The sequence below is a fragment of the Corynebacterium callunae genome (assembly GCF_046592015.1).
Taxonomy (GTDB): domain Bacteria; phylum Actinomycetota; class Actinomycetes; order Mycobacteriales; family Mycobacteriaceae; genus Corynebacterium; species Corynebacterium callunae_A.
In genome coordinates this window covers 66,984-80,262 of the sequence record NZ_JAWVOB010000004.1, presented here as the reverse complement: position 1 = coordinate 80,262, position 13,279 = coordinate 66,984, and the positions used below count along the sequence as shown (strand labels likewise).

Below are 13,279 nucleotides of genomic sequence, written 5' to 3'. Positions count from 1 at the left end.
CTCCACACTAGTGAAACCACGGGACATGTGGTTGGCGTTATGATGGTGACTATGACTTTAAAGACCGCAACCGCGATCATGCATACAAATCGCGGAGACATTTCCATTGAGCTCTTCGGCAATCACGCTCCTGAGACCGTAGCCAACTTTGTTGGTCTGGCTCAGGGCACCAAAGAGTACCGTTCCACCAACGCCAAGGGCGAAACCGAAGGCCCATTCTACGATGGCGCAGTTTTCCACCGCGTTATTGATGGCTTCATGATCCAGGGTGGAGACCCAACCGGCACTGGCCGTGGCGGCCCCGGTTACATGTTCGGTGATGAGTTCCACCCAGAGCTGCGCTTTGACCGCGCATACCTGCTGGCTATGGCTAATGCCGGCCCAGGCACCAACGGCTCCCAGTTCTTCATTACTGTGACCCCAACCCCTCACCTCAACAACGCTCACACCATCTTTGGTGAGGTTACCGATCCTGAGTCCCAGAAGGTTGTGGATGCTATCGCTACCACCGCCACCGATTACTCCGATCGCCCAACCGAGCCAGTAGTTATCGAATCCATCGAGATCGTCGCATAATTTCTGGTCCAAATTTCAGGCCTGCCACATGTTGGCACGGCCTGATTTTTTATGCCTCCACCTAGAATTGAGGGCACTATCTGCCCTGATGTGGGCAGTGAACACCACTACGTGGAGAAGACCCCAATCTGATGAATCTTGAACGCAGCTTTCGCCAGTCACCGGCAACCAACACTATTGTTTTAGCCATTGTGGCGGTTTATTTGCTTACTGCATTTCAATCGCACTCCCTGCTAAACAATCTCAGTGCTAGTTCCTTAGGCGACTCCTGGATGCTTTATGCCCCAGCAATGACCCATGGGTGGGGGCCACTGCGCGCTGTCGGCGCAACATTTTTGCATATTGGACCAGGGCATATGCTGCTTAACCTCATGCTCCTCTGGCTTTTGGGCCGAGAACTTGAAAAGTACCTCGGTGCCGGGCTCTTTGCGATGGTCTACCTCGTTGGTGGCATTGGCGCTTCCGCCGCGGTGGTGTGGATGGATCCTTTGTCACCCACCGCAGGAGCATCCGGCGCGATATATGCGCTGATGGCTATTTTGGTGGGTCTTTTTGCTCGTCGTGGTGCGGACCTTAGAGCTCCACTCACATTGATTGCAGTCAACCTGGGCTATACCTTCCTGGCTGACAATGTCTCACTCTGGGGACATGTGGGCGGATTAATTACTGGAGCGATATTGGCGTGGCCGTTAATGAAGGCAACGCAGGAGCGCACAAGGTGGTTTATTGCGATCGCAAGCCTCATTGGGGCTGTCATAGTGCTCTTTTTGGGGATTCCATATCCCTAAAGCCCATTAACGTTAAGCAGATTTGCCCTTACTTTGCGTTTAACAAACAGCGAAGCGGGGGCATTTTCTGTATCTATAAATGAATAGGAACCCAATGAAATTACAAAAATGTAATTTAGGGAGTTTTAAGGTTCATTAAGAGTTGTCCACAAGATGTGCAGTGAAGAATCTTGTAGTTATACACAAGGAGACTTAAACAATCTAACAAGCTTGTGCACAATCCTGGGGAAAGTTGTGGACAACTAGAACCTCACAAAACTATCCACAGAAGTTATCCACACTGTGGATAGTCACATTCTTGTAATTTAAAGGCTGTTTTTGTGACCAAGAAATTCGAACATCGAGTTAATGTGGAAATTTATCATCGCCCAGAGCCTTATTCGAACACAAGACAAGGCAGTGGAAACTGTTCACAGAGTTATCCACAGACTGTGGAATGAGTGGGGATAGTGGAAAATCGACTCTCAAAACAAGCCTTTCACATTTTTCTCCACAGATTGTGGATAACTACAAAGTCAAGGATGGGCGGAAACTTATCCACAGGTAAGTGTGGGAAACTCTCTATTGCTGTGGATAACTACGGGTAAATGCTGTCGGGGTGATTAATTAGCTAATCGAATACCTTATCGAACCGTTCGGGGGTAGTGGATTTTTTAACCTAATAGGACTTTAAGGGGAGGGATTCCGTTTGAGTCCTTATCTGGAAGTGGATAGGAGGTGAAGTGGGGTAGTTGACACAGTGTGCACCTGGACTTCATATGCCGGACAGTTCTGGCATTGTATGCCCACCCCCCACGGGATTTAATTCCTATAGGTCATTAGAAATTCTCAAGTGGGCAATACGAAGGAGATATTCACAATGCCAACAACACTTATTAAAGGTGGCACAGTAGTTAGCTCAACTGGTCGGGGAGCCGCCGATGTTCTTATAGAAGATGAAAAGGTCGTGGCTCTTTTAGCTCCTGGATCCGCACTATTGGGGGAAAACCTCAGCGAGAATGTAGACAAGCTCATCGATGCCACTGGAAAATACGTGGTACCAGGAGGAATTGACGCCCATACCCATATGCAGATGCCTTTTGGTGGAACCGAAGCATCAGATACTTTTGAAACCGGAACGCGGGCGGCGGCCTGGGGCGGAACCACCACCATCGTGGACTTTGCCATTCAAAAACATGGCGAAAGAGTCTTTGACGGTTTGGAAGCATGGCACGATAAAGCTCGCGGGGAGTGTGCGATTGATTATGGATTCCACCAGATTATTGGTGAAGTAAATCGTGATTCCCTCGACGCTATGGATCACCTCATGGATGAAGGAGTATCCAGCTTTAAACTTTTTATGGCGTATCCAGGCGTTTTTTATAGCGACGATGCGCAAATTTACAAGGCTATGAGAAAATCGGCCGATACTGGATTGCTGTCCATGATTCACGCAGAAAATGGGCCAGCTATTGACGCGATGGTGGAGGAACTACTCGCGCAGGGTAAAACAGATCCCTATTATCACGGAGTTGCACGAGCTTGGCAGATGGAAGAAGAGGCCACCCATCGCGCTATTATGCTGGCGAACTTGACCAATGCGCCGCTTTATGTGGTCCATGTATCTGCTAAACAGGCAGTCGCTCAACTAGCCGCTGCCAGGGACAATGGACAAAATGTCTTTGGAGAAACCTGCCCGCAGTATCTCTATTTATCCATGGAAGATCAACTGGGGGCCGAAGGTTTTGAAGGTGCCAAATGGGTTTGTTCCACACCTTTGCGCTCCAAGCATGAACATCATCAAGATCATATGTGGCAAGCATTGCGCACCAATGACATCCAAATGGTGGCAACTGATCACTGCCCATTTTGCTTTAAAGGCCAAAAAGAAATGGGAATTGGAGATTTTTCCAAGATTCCCAATGGCATTGGTTCTGTAGAACACCGCATGGATCTCATGTATCAGGGTGTTGTTGATGGACAGATCTCGCTGGAACGTTGGGTAGAAATAACCTCCACCACACCGGCGCGAATGTTTGGCATGTACGGGCAAAAAGGTGTTATCGCACCCAATGCTGACGCTGACATTGTCATTTATAACCCTGCTGGTCATACCTCTATAGGGGTTGAGAAAACCCACCATATGAATATAGATCACTCCGCATGGGAAGGATTCGAAATTGATGGACATGTGGACACAGTGATTTCTCGTGGGCGTGTTGTTGTCGACAATGACACTTATTTAGGAAGCAAAGGTCATGGAAAGTACATCAAGCGCGAGGCCTGCCAATACCTCATCTAAAAATCACCTTCACAGCAAAAAATTGAGAGCCAAAAGGGGCGAAATCATGACTACTACGATCACACCAGAACAGCTTTTTCTTGAGGATTTTCACGATACTTATCAATTTGGGGCAACACCGGCGAATGGAGTGGATCGCCAAGCTGGAACTAAAGAGCATGGGGAAATCAGAGATTGGTTTTCTAAAAAGGCCCACGCTGCCGGAATGGAAGTCCGTGTCGACTCAGTTGGAAATCTTTTTGCGCTTTATACCTGGAACCCCGATGCAGATTATGCACTGCTGGGATCACATTTAGATTCCCAACCTTTGGGTGGTCGATTTGATGGATGTTATGGCGTGATTGCCGCATTGCATGCAGCTCAGCAGCTAAATGAAGAAGTCCAGGCGGGCAAGATTGAACCACAGCACAATATTTGTGTTGTTGATTGGTTCAATGAGGAGGGTGCCAGATTCCAGCCTTCAATTATGGGCTCGTCGGTATATGCGGGATTTATGGATGAAAAGAAAATTCTCGATACCAAGGACTCCAAGGGGATTAAAGTTCGGGAGGCTTTGGAAGAAATCGGTTACCTAGGCACAGACAAGGCTCCTATTCCGGTGGCATATGCCGAAATCCATATTGAACAAGGTCGTCTCTTGGAACGTCATGAAATTGAAATCGGAGCAGTCACTCAGTCCTGGTATACCCAAAAGCTGCTGGTCACAGTAAGTGGTGAACAATCACATACAGGAGCAACGTATATGGCAGACCGCCATGATGCACTCATAGCTGCTGCTGAAATTGTGCTCATGACGGAAGCAGTGGTGGAAGGATTTCCCGGGGAGGAAATCGTCACTTCGGTGGGACAGTTGACGGTAGAACCAAATTCACCAATTGTGGTACCGCGACAGGTGAATATGGTCATTGATCTCCGTGCACATTTACGTAGCCAGGTGGAAGAGGCCCGGGCAACGTTACTGAGTAAATTTAAGGAGGTAGAGAAGCGTCGTGGCCTCACTGTTTTAGCCCAAGACTTTGATATTCGAGACCATCAGTACTACCCACTCGAAGGTATTGAACTCACCGAAAAAGCCGCAGCTGAAGTAGGTCGAAGCTGTATGCGCATTGAAACGATGGCAGGCCACGATTCAGTACCTCTCAACCGAATTGTCCCTACAGTCATGGTCTTTGTGCCTTCGGTCGACGGGGTATCCCATTGTGAAAGGGAATTTTCCAAAGATGAGGACTTGGTAGCCGGACTTAAAGTTCTAAAAGAAATTGCATTTCAGCTGGTTGGTGGGGCATTAGGGGCAGACGAGGATAACTCTCTTAACTAATGACATAAAAGACCGCACTGGATAAAACCCCAAATTAAGCATTGGATTGGGAATCTCATGACTACAACAGTTCTTTCAGCACCATCCACTACGCAAACAACTCGGCAGCCAATTACAAAGATGCAAAAGCGTGCACTACTCGGTGCGGGCGTAGGGCAGTTCATCGAATTTTATGATTTCGCCCTTTATGGCATCTTGTCAGTTTCTCTAGCACATCATTTCTTTCCCGCAAGCTCCGCAGCTGCAGGACTTCTTATGCTTTTTGCAACCTATGGCATTTCCTTTTTCATCCGACCAGTTGGTGGCTTATTCTTCGGATCGTTGGGCGATCGCTATGGACGAAAAGTAGTTTTGAGCGCTTCTATTTTGTTAATTGGATTTGCCACTGGATTAATCGGCTTACTTCCAACCGCCGAGACCTGGGGAATCTCCGCAACTATTGCTCTCATCTTTTGTCGCTTAATGCAAGGATTTTCAGCAGGTGGAGAATCCGTAGGATCCCCTGCATTTGCGTTTGAGCATGCGCCTAAAGACCGCAGAGGATTCTTTATCGCTATCACGATCGCGGCAACTGCACTGCCAGCAGTTTTCGCTTCACTTTTGGTTCTATTACTCCAGGGGTGGCTTGGAGAAGAAACCTTTATGCAATGGGGATGGCGTATCCCATTCTTAGTAGCGGTTCCACTGTCGGTGCTTGGATTGTGGATTCGACGGAAAACGGAGGAATCGCCAGCTTATCTGCAGATGATGGAAGAAAATGAGAATAACGAAAAGGGAAGCCCGCTTAGAGAATCTTTTAGGGTGAATGGCAAAAAGATCTTCCAAGTTATTGTCATCATGGGATTTACTGCGATGGGATTTTATTTCCTTTCTGGCTACTTCATTCCATATGTACAAACTGCAGGTAACCTCAGCGGAATTCAAGCATTAGCAATTAATGCAGGTGCGATGACTCTCTATACAGTTGCATTGCCGCTGTGGGGGCTTCTTGGCGATAAGGTTGGCCGCCGAAAAATGCTAATAAGTGGAAGCATTGCAGTAGCTGTGACTATCATTCCCGCATTTATGCTGGTCTCAAGCGGAAATGTGTGGCTAGCGCTACTTGGCCAAGTAGTTTTTGTGCTGGCAATTACTAGCTATGGAGGCGGATGCTACGCCTTCTTTATTGAGGTTTTTGATACTCAAACCAGAATGACGTCTGCAGCTTTCTCTTACAACGTCGGATATGCAATTTTCGGAGGTACTGCTCCATTTATCGGAGCTCTAATGGTGGAGGAGTCAGGAGTCGGATACGCTCCTGCGTTCTATATTTTAGCTCTCGCTATAGTTGTGCTTCTAACCATTTGGCTCACCAAGGTGCCTGAGACTAGGGGAGTCGCCTCCTAATTTCAAAAGCTTTCAAAAGGCCGTACTGCATCACGCAGTACGGCCTTTTTCGGTTTTCCCACCTAATTACTTGCTCACACAACTATAAATTAGTGGTTTTGGCAAAAAGGGGCAAAAAGTGAACTTCGCCTCAAAAAGCCCAAAACAACAAATATTTATTCAAAACAACTTGCACAGGTAGTACCTGTGTTTTACATTAGAAATTCCTAATGAGGCGAAGGAGCTTTTGTAAGAAGAAGGTAAGAAATCATCTAAGGAAGAAGGCCATGAAAACCCGCCCGTTTCATGCAAAATAACTGGTCAACCTATCTGTTGTAGTAGGCTTAAGTTTTGGTCTATTTAGCTTAAATGCACCTGAGGCTAGTGCTTATGATGTCTCAGGAATGCTTAGCTCCTCCCGTGCTACCGCTGACTACTCTGCTGCTCGCACAAATAACCTCGCAGCCGAGGAGGCGGAAGTGGTCAAACTCATCAACCAGCACCGCGCAAACAATGGCTTGGCACCGCTGGCTGTAACCTCTGAACTTTCCACTTCTGCGAAACAGTGGTCTGAGCGCATGGCTAATGAAAACCGCATATTCCACTCTGGTCTTAACTTGGGTGAAAACTGTGGCTGGGCTAACTACAAGATGACCCCTCAGGAAATCGTTCAAATGTGGATCGATTCACCCGGCCACAATGCGAACCTGCTCAATGCTGACTACAGCATTATTGGTGTCGGTATTGTGGTTGATGCCGATGGTCAAACCTGGTCAACCTCACAGTTTTACTTCTAAAATTGCATAACAAGAAAACCCCCTTCACTGAACTGGTACCCGAATGTTGGACTAGTTAAATTCTAGGCGGGTATGGCCTCAAGGGTCTGATTCCGATACTGCATCGGAGTCAGGCCCTTGAGTCGTTGCTGGACCCGTTGTGTGTTGTACCAGTCGATATGGTCCTTGACCTCGGCGAGGAAATCCTCCACGGTCGCGAAGTACTCACCGTGAAACATCTCGGCCTTCATGTGCCCAAAGAAGTTCTCCATCACGGCATTGTCGTAGCAGTTGCCCTTGCGCGATATCGACTGCACACCCGCGCACCGGTCGATCAGGTTGCGCCATGAGGTGTGCTGGTACTGGAATCCCTGGTCGGTGTACACCAGCAGACCGGCATCAGGTGACCACAGGGCCAGCGCGTCCGACAGGGATTGTGCCGTCAATGCGGTCGACGGCGATGGGGACACCGCATAGGAGATGATCGAGCGATCGTAGAGGTCCATGATCGGTGACAGGTAGATCTTCGTGCCGGTGACCCGGAATTCAGTGACATCACTGACCCACTTGGTGTTCGGTGCATCCGCCTCAAAATCACGGGCCAGGATGTTCTTGGCGATGTGGCTGATGGTACCGCGGTAGGAGGAGTACCTGCGTCGGGGCCTGACCTTGGACTTTAAGCCCAACTGGCCCATGAGTTTGAGTACCAGCTTGTTGGACACGACCCAACCTTCTGCCTGCAGCAGCATGCGGATACGCCGGTACCCGAAACAGCGTTTGTGCTCGGTGAACTTCTCATGGATGACCGCTTTGAGCTGAGCGTGCTTGTCGGGCCCGTCGAGTTTCGCCTGGTGGTAGAAGAAGGTCGACCGGGCGATGCCGGCGACGGTGAGTAGGTCGGCCAGCCGGTGTTCGGACTTGAGCGTGACGATCGCCTGTGCTTTCAGGCGTGTCCCTGCTCCCTGAAGTCCCGCAATTTTTTTAGGTAGGCGTTTTCGGCCTTGAGCAGGCGTAATTCGCGGCGGAGTTTGTCTTCCTCGGATTCAGGTGTCGGCTCCACCGATTTCCTGGGTCGCCCTTTAGGCTTGGGCATGAGTGCCTCGTCTCCGCCCTGGCGCCAGGCTCAGACCCAGCCGGTGACCAATTGATCGGAGGATAATTGGAATTGTGCGGCCAGTTCCATCTTGGATTCGCCGGCGTTGAACCGGTCAACGACTTCCTTCTTGATCTCGAAGGAGTAGGTCTGCTTGGTTGGTTTGTCCATAAGGCATAGCCTGCCATGTAGTGTCCACCGACGGTACAGAACTCGGACGCTGTCGCGGTGCACGCCCATGAGTGTGGCCACGGCTTGGGCACCGAGGCCTTGTTCGAAGTAGTCGATGAGTTGTTCTCGTTGCTTCTGAGTTAGTGAGCTTCGTGCTCGCATGAAACTGCTCCCCGTAAGGTGGTGGCTGATTTCTCAGTCCAACTTCCGGGGAGCAGTCCACACAGGAAGGGGGTTTTCTTGTTCCATTTTGATTCCGGTGCAGCATTGTGTCCATAACTCGGCTCTTAAAGACACACTTTGAATCTTTAATACCTGTCGTTCTATTGGTTTACTAAAAGGGTCTTCACTCATATAAGAGGAAACTCCATCACCTCCAGCCCATTTGAAAGGAGGAGTAAACCATGACGACATTTCTCCCAATACCAAAATTCCTAAGCAGCGGGGAAGTCCATCCCGCAATGACGGCTGCCGAAGCAATAAATGAAGCAAATCGCTGCTTATACTGCGCAGATGCCGCATGTGTGCAAGCTTGCCCCACCCATATTGATATTCCGGAGTTTATCCACAAAATTTCTACGGAAAATACCACGGGCGCAGCCACCACCATTTTGGAAGAAAACTTCTTAGGTGCTACCTGTGCTCGAGTGTGTCCGGTCGCTGAACTCTGTCAGGGTGCTTGTGTGATGAACAAGATGGCGGAGAAACCCATTGAGATCGGACGACTCCAACGTTTTGCCACCGATCACCTCATTGAGCAGGGAATTAAGCCTTTTCAAGCAGGCCCAAAAACTGGCAAGAAGGTACTGGTTGTCGGTTCTGGACCAGCAGGTTTATCGGCTGCGGCGGAACTGGCCAAAACCGGTCACGAGGTTACGGTATGGGAGCGTCGCGAACTCGCCGGCGGCCTGTCTACTTATGGAATTATCACCTTGCGCGAACCAGTTGAGATTGCGCAAAGGGAAGTAGATATGGTGCGTGAGCTGGGCGTTCAAATCGAAACTAATACCGCTTTAAAAGACGGGGAGCAGCTGCGCGACGTCGCAAAGCATTATGATGCCGTATTTCTGGCCCTCGGACTGGGTGCGGTGCCCGCGCTCAATATCCCCGGTGCGGAGCACATCATGGATGGTTTGCGTTATATCGCAGATGTGAAAACGGCCTCGCCACAGGCACCTGAGTTCCACAACGTGGTGGTTATTGGTGCGGGCAACACCGCAATTGATGCCGCCACCACCGCGCGCACCCAGGGTGCGCAGGCAACCATTGCTTATCGACGAACCGCTGCCGAGATGACTGCATTTGAAGATGAATATCTTTTTGCGGCGCAAGCAGGAATTAATTTTGTATTTTTGGCAAGTCCCGCAGAAGTTATCACTACAAATGGCCAGGTAAGCGGATTGCGGTGCACCCGAATGACACTGGGACCCGCTGATGCGGAGGGACGTCGACAAGCGATACCTGCAGACGAAGCCGACCTCATCCTGCCCTGTGATGCCGTGATCGCAGCAATCGGTCAAGAAAAGTTCGATGCGGAAACCGGCTTTGGCCTGCCCCTTAACGCAGGATATATGGATGTCACCAAAGAATTAGCAGTAATTGCCACAGAGCTGGACAATGTGTTCGCCGGCGGTGACGCCACCCGCATTACGGGCGATGCCTCCACCGTTATGGCAGTACAAGACGGAAAAATTGCAGCGCGTTCTATTAGCGCCTTCTTGGACAAGGAGCGAGACAATGGCTGATTTGAGTATTAAATTTCAGGGAATTTCGAGCCCGAATCCTTTTTGGTTAGCTTCTGCGCCACCCACCAACTCTGGTTACCAAGTTGATAAGGCTTTTGAGGCTGGTTGGGGTGGAGCCGTCTGGAAAACCATTGGTCCACCGGTACAAAATATCTCCAACCGTTATGGCTCATTTAGCAAGAATGGCCAGCGCATGATGGCCATTAACAATGTGGAGTTAATTTCCGATCGTCCGCTTAAAACCAATCTTGCTGAAATCGCCGCCGTGAAAAAGCGTTGGCCTGACCGCGCTGTCATTGTCTCAGCCATGGTGGACGCAGACCCCGATGCATGGCGCACCATTGTTAAACAAATTGAAGATACTGGCGCTGATGGCATTGAGCTAAATTATGGATGCCCGCAGGGAATGTCCGAGCGTGGCATGGGATCTGCAGTGGGGCAATCCCCAGAAGCCTGTGAAATGAATACTGCCTGGGCAACCGAGTATTCCAGCATTCCGGTGATTCAAAAACTAACCCCCAATATCACCGATGTGAGGCTGGCCGCGCGCGCCGGCATCAGAGGTGGAGCACAGGGATTATCACTGATCAACACCATTAATTCCATTACTCACGTGGATCTTGATACCTTCACCGTATCGCCAACAATCGGGGGTCGATCCACCCACGGCGGATATGCTGGACCAGCTGTAAAGCCCATTGCTCTACATATGCTCTCAGAGTTAATGCACGATCCTGCCATCGGTGAATATGGTGTACCGATTTCCGGTATGGGCGGAATTTCCACCTGGAAAGATGCTGCTGAATTCCTGCTCTTGGGCGCGACCTCGCTGCAAGTTTGTACCGCAGCCATGACCTACGGTTTCCGCATTATTGACGATCTCTGTGATGGCCTTTCCAATTGGATGGATTCCAAAGGATTCTCAACGATTGGCGAATTCCGCGGAAAAGCCCTGGGTGTCCATGGTGACTTTAATGATCTGGATCTTGCCTTTAAATCAGTTGCTCGCATTGACAGTTCCAAATGTATTGGCTGCAACCTTTGCGTCACAGCCTGTCATGACACCGCACACCAGTGCATTGACCTGGTTAAACCCAATGGCACCGTGGTTAATCCTGGTTTTAACCCTGATCTCAACGGCAAAATCACCCTCGATATCAGGCCCACCCCACAGGTTCGGGAATCTGATTGTGTGGGCTGCGCCCTTTGCGCCAATGTGTGCCCCGTAACTGACTGCATTGACATGGTTTCCGTGCCCTCGGGTCGCGAGTCCGTGACCTGGAATCAACTCACTGCCGCTAACCCAGAGATCGCCAATGACTGGGATGTTATGGAGAAATGGCGAAGGGAGGTTGGCATTGAAATCCATTGATGTCACTCAGCTGTCCCTGCCTCCTTGAGGCCAGTGGCTGAGTATGCGCTTCTAAAAATGATTACCTCTCAACATTGGAAACACCTAAAACCTTGAATTTCTCATACCGCTTGAGTCCCACCACATTCTTAAAACGCACCCGAAGGAGCCACTGTCATGAGTACCACTGTGACGAGCACTTATTATGACAGCACGTTATATAACGCTGATCTACGTCCAATCCCCAAGAAGGCCCGCACCTGGAATAGCTGGGCATATATGGCACTCTGGATCGGCATGTGTATTAACGCCGCTACCTGGACACTTGCAGCTGCCCTAATCGCCATGGGCATGAACTGGATCCAAGCCGTCATGACCATTGTGGTGGCAAATATGATCATCCTCATTCCCATGGTGTGCAATAGCCACGCTGGCGCCAAACACGGAATCTGTTTTCCCGTATTCTCCCGCGCTGCCTTTGGTACTCGCGGTGCCAACCTGCCCGCGCTACTTCGTGCCACTGTCGGTTGCGGTTGGGCTGGTATTCAAACCTGGTTCACTGCACTAGCTCTGGACCTCGCCATCGGCGTAGTTGTTGGTTCAGCCTGGACCGATGCACCAACACTATCTTTAGGTTTCTTTGGCGAAATGCGAATTACCCTTTGGGCTTGTTTCTTCGTTACCGCAATCCTGCAGGTCATCGTTATCGCCAAGGGCTTTGAAGCAGTGAAGCAAATCCAGCAGATTTCCGGCCCGATTATCACCGCCGCCATCGTTATCCTTCTGGTCTATTTGCTCATCCGCAGTGGTGGCAACTTCGGTCCAGTTGTTAGCCAGCCTTCTCAACTTGGTTGGGGCAAGGAATTCTGGCTCGGTGCGTTCCCTCCCGGCCTCATGGCTAATATCGCCTTCTGGGCTGCACTTTCTCTGAATATGCCAGACTTTACGCGCTTTGCACAGGACCAGAAATCCCAAATCCGTGGCCAGATTTTGGGCCTTCCTACCTCGATGCTGGCTTTCTCCCTGCTGGCAGTACTCACCACCTCCATCGCAGCTTATGTTTTTGATGCTCTTCCAGATACCCTCTGGAGCCCTGACGCCTTGGTCGCTGTGTTGGGCAACCCGATCGTTGTTGTCATCGGCGCCTTGATTATTACCCTGGCTAACTTCTCCACCAATGTGGCTGCCAACATGGTGGGCCCAGCACTGGACTTTACAAATATCTTCCCTCGCCACATCAGCCGCAGCACCGGCGTTATCCTGGTTATGGTCATCGGAACCTGCATGCTGCCTTGGAAACTCCTCGCCAGCCCAGAATCCTATATCTTCGTTTGGCTCGGTTTTTATGGCGGCGTCACCGGCGCCATCGGCGGTATTTTGATCGCCGACTACTGGCTGCTGCGCAAGACCAAGCTCAATGTACCTGCACTCTTCCAACGTGAAGGTGAATATAGCTACAACAAGGGCTGGAATTACAAAGCAGTTATCGCCTTCTTTGCCGGCGCAATTGCTGCCGTAGGCGGAGCTTATTCCGAGATTGTGGACGGCGTAGCCACCGGACCTTTCCCAGAACATGGCTTCATCCCAATTTTCCAGCCACTTTATGATTACAACTGGGTTGTTAGCTTTATCGTCGGTATGGCCGTCTACCTGCTGCTCAACGTACCAAACCTCAGTTCCTTCAAAACCGTAAAGGATGTTCCATTCCGCGAAGAACACGAGGATTCAGCTCCTGAATCAGCCTTTGTGGCAGAAACAGTACCTGCACAGGTTTAAAACCACCTTTAGAAATGACAAAAGTGCCACCTCCTTTAC

At 50.1% G+C, this 13,279-nt stretch carries 9 protein-coding genes and 2 pseudogenes; 9 read left to right on the top strand and 2 right to left on the bottom strand.

Annotation, left to right across the window (positions count from 1 at the left end):
• Positions 1 to 39: 39 nt before the first annotated feature.
• From SFC07_RS06075 to SFC07_RS06050, 6 genes are all read left to right on the top strand, one after another.
• On the top strand, positions 40 to 576 hold the full coding sequence (locus SFC07_RS06075; protein ID WP_411207336.1) for a peptidylprolyl isomerase: 537 nt from the start codon (positions 40 to 42) through the stop codon (positions 574 to 576).
• Between the two features lie 131 nt (positions 577 to 707).
• Positions 708 to 1,364 carry a rhomboid family intramembrane serine protease gene (locus SFC07_RS06070; RefSeq protein ID WP_411207335.1) on the top strand — a complete coding sequence of 219 codons (657 nt, stop codon included), beginning with the start codon at positions 708 to 710 and terminating at the stop codon, positions 1,362 to 1,364.
• 859 nt (positions 1,365 to 2,223) lie between these two features.
• Positions 2,224 to 3,645: a dihydropyrimidinase gene (gene hydA, locus SFC07_RS06065; protein WP_411207334.1), complete on the top strand. Its 1,422-nt coding sequence runs from the start codon at positions 2,224 to 2,226 to the stop codon at positions 3,643 to 3,645.
• Positions 3,646 to 3,691: 46 nt separating this feature from the next.
• Complete coding sequence (locus SFC07_RS06060; protein ID WP_411207333.1) at positions 3,692 to 4,963, top strand: M20 family metallo-hydrolase; 1,272 nt, start codon at positions 3,692 to 3,694, stop codon at positions 4,961 to 4,963.
• A gap of 57 nt (positions 4,964 to 5,020) precedes the next feature.
• Positions 5,021 to 6,349, top strand: a complete 1,329-nt coding sequence (locus tag SFC07_RS06055; RefSeq protein ID WP_411207332.1) for an MFS transporter — start codon at positions 5,021 to 5,023, stop codon at positions 6,347 to 6,349.
• Positions 6,350 to 6,732: 383 nt separating this feature from the next.
• Entirely contained in the window at positions 6,733 to 7,125 is a 393-nt protein-coding gene (locus SFC07_RS06050; protein WP_411207331.1) for a CAP domain-containing protein, read from the top strand.
• A 62-nt stretch (positions 7,126 to 7,187) separates the two neighbouring features.
• Here the strand turns inward: SFC07_RS06050 and SFC07_RS06045 are convergent.
• Positions 7,188 to 8,460, bottom strand: a pseudogene (locus tag SFC07_RS06045) (IS3 family transposase).
• A pseudogene (locus tag SFC07_RS06040) lies at positions 8,441 to 8,530 on the bottom strand (hypothetical protein); the annotation flags it as partial. The pseudogenes SFC07_RS06040 and SFC07_RS06045, both read right to left, overlap by 20 nt.
• 242 nt (positions 8,531 to 8,772) lie before the next feature.
• Here SFC07_RS06040 and SFC07_RS06035 point away from each other — a divergent pair.
• The 3 genes from SFC07_RS06035 (at position 8,773) to SFC07_RS06025 (ending at position 13,240) form a co-directional block, all read left to right on the top strand.
• A complete protein-coding gene (locus SFC07_RS06035; RefSeq protein WP_411207330.1) occupies positions 8,773 to 10,113 on the top strand; it encodes an NAD(P)-dependent oxidoreductase in 1,341 nt (446 codons plus the stop codon).
• Entirely contained in the window at positions 10,106 to 11,485 is a 1,380-nt protein-coding gene (gene preA, locus SFC07_RS06030) for an NAD-dependent dihydropyrimidine dehydrogenase subunit PreA (RefSeq protein ID WP_411207329.1), read from the top strand. The genes SFC07_RS06035 and preA overlap by 8 nt, the downstream gene beginning before the upstream one ends.
• A gap of 156 nt (positions 11,486 to 11,641) precedes the next feature.
• Entirely contained in the window at positions 11,642 to 13,240 is a 1,599-nt protein-coding gene (locus SFC07_RS06025) for an NCS1 family nucleobase:cation symporter-1 (protein ID WP_411207328.1), read from the top strand.
• The last annotated feature ends 39 nt before the right edge of the window (positions 13,241 to 13,279 follow it).

Coding starts and splice junctions, on each gene's coding strand:
- SFC07_RS06050 (WP_411207331.1), top strand. CDS start 6,733: ATGCTTAGCTCCTCCCGTGCTACCGCTGACTACTCTGCTGCTCGCACA.
- SFC07_RS06060 (WP_411207333.1), top strand. CDS start 3,692: ATGACTACTACGATCACACCAGAACAGCTTTTTCTTGAGGATTTTCAC.
- SFC07_RS06035 (WP_411207330.1), top strand. CDS start 8,773: ATGACGACATTTCTCCCAATACCAAAATTCCTAAGCAGCGGGGAAGTC.
- hydA (WP_411207334.1), top strand. CDS start 2,224: ATGCCAACAACACTTATTAAAGGTGGCACAGTAGTTAGCTCAACTGGT.
- SFC07_RS06070 (WP_411207335.1), top strand. CDS start 708: ATGAATCTTGAACGCAGCTTTCGCCAGTCACCGGCAACCAACACTATT.
- SFC07_RS06075 (WP_411207336.1), top strand. CDS start 40: ATGATGGTGACTATGACTTTAAAGACCGCAACCGCGATCATGCATACA.
- SFC07_RS06055 (WP_411207332.1), top strand. CDS start 5,021: ATGACTACAACAGTTCTTTCAGCACCATCCACTACGCAAACAACTCGG.
- preA (WP_411207329.1), top strand. CDS start 10,106: ATGGCTGATTTGAGTATTAAATTTCAGGGAATTTCGAGCCCGAATCCT.
- SFC07_RS06025 (WP_411207328.1), top strand. CDS start 11,642: ATGAGTACCACTGTGACGAGCACTTATTATGACAGCACGTTATATAAC.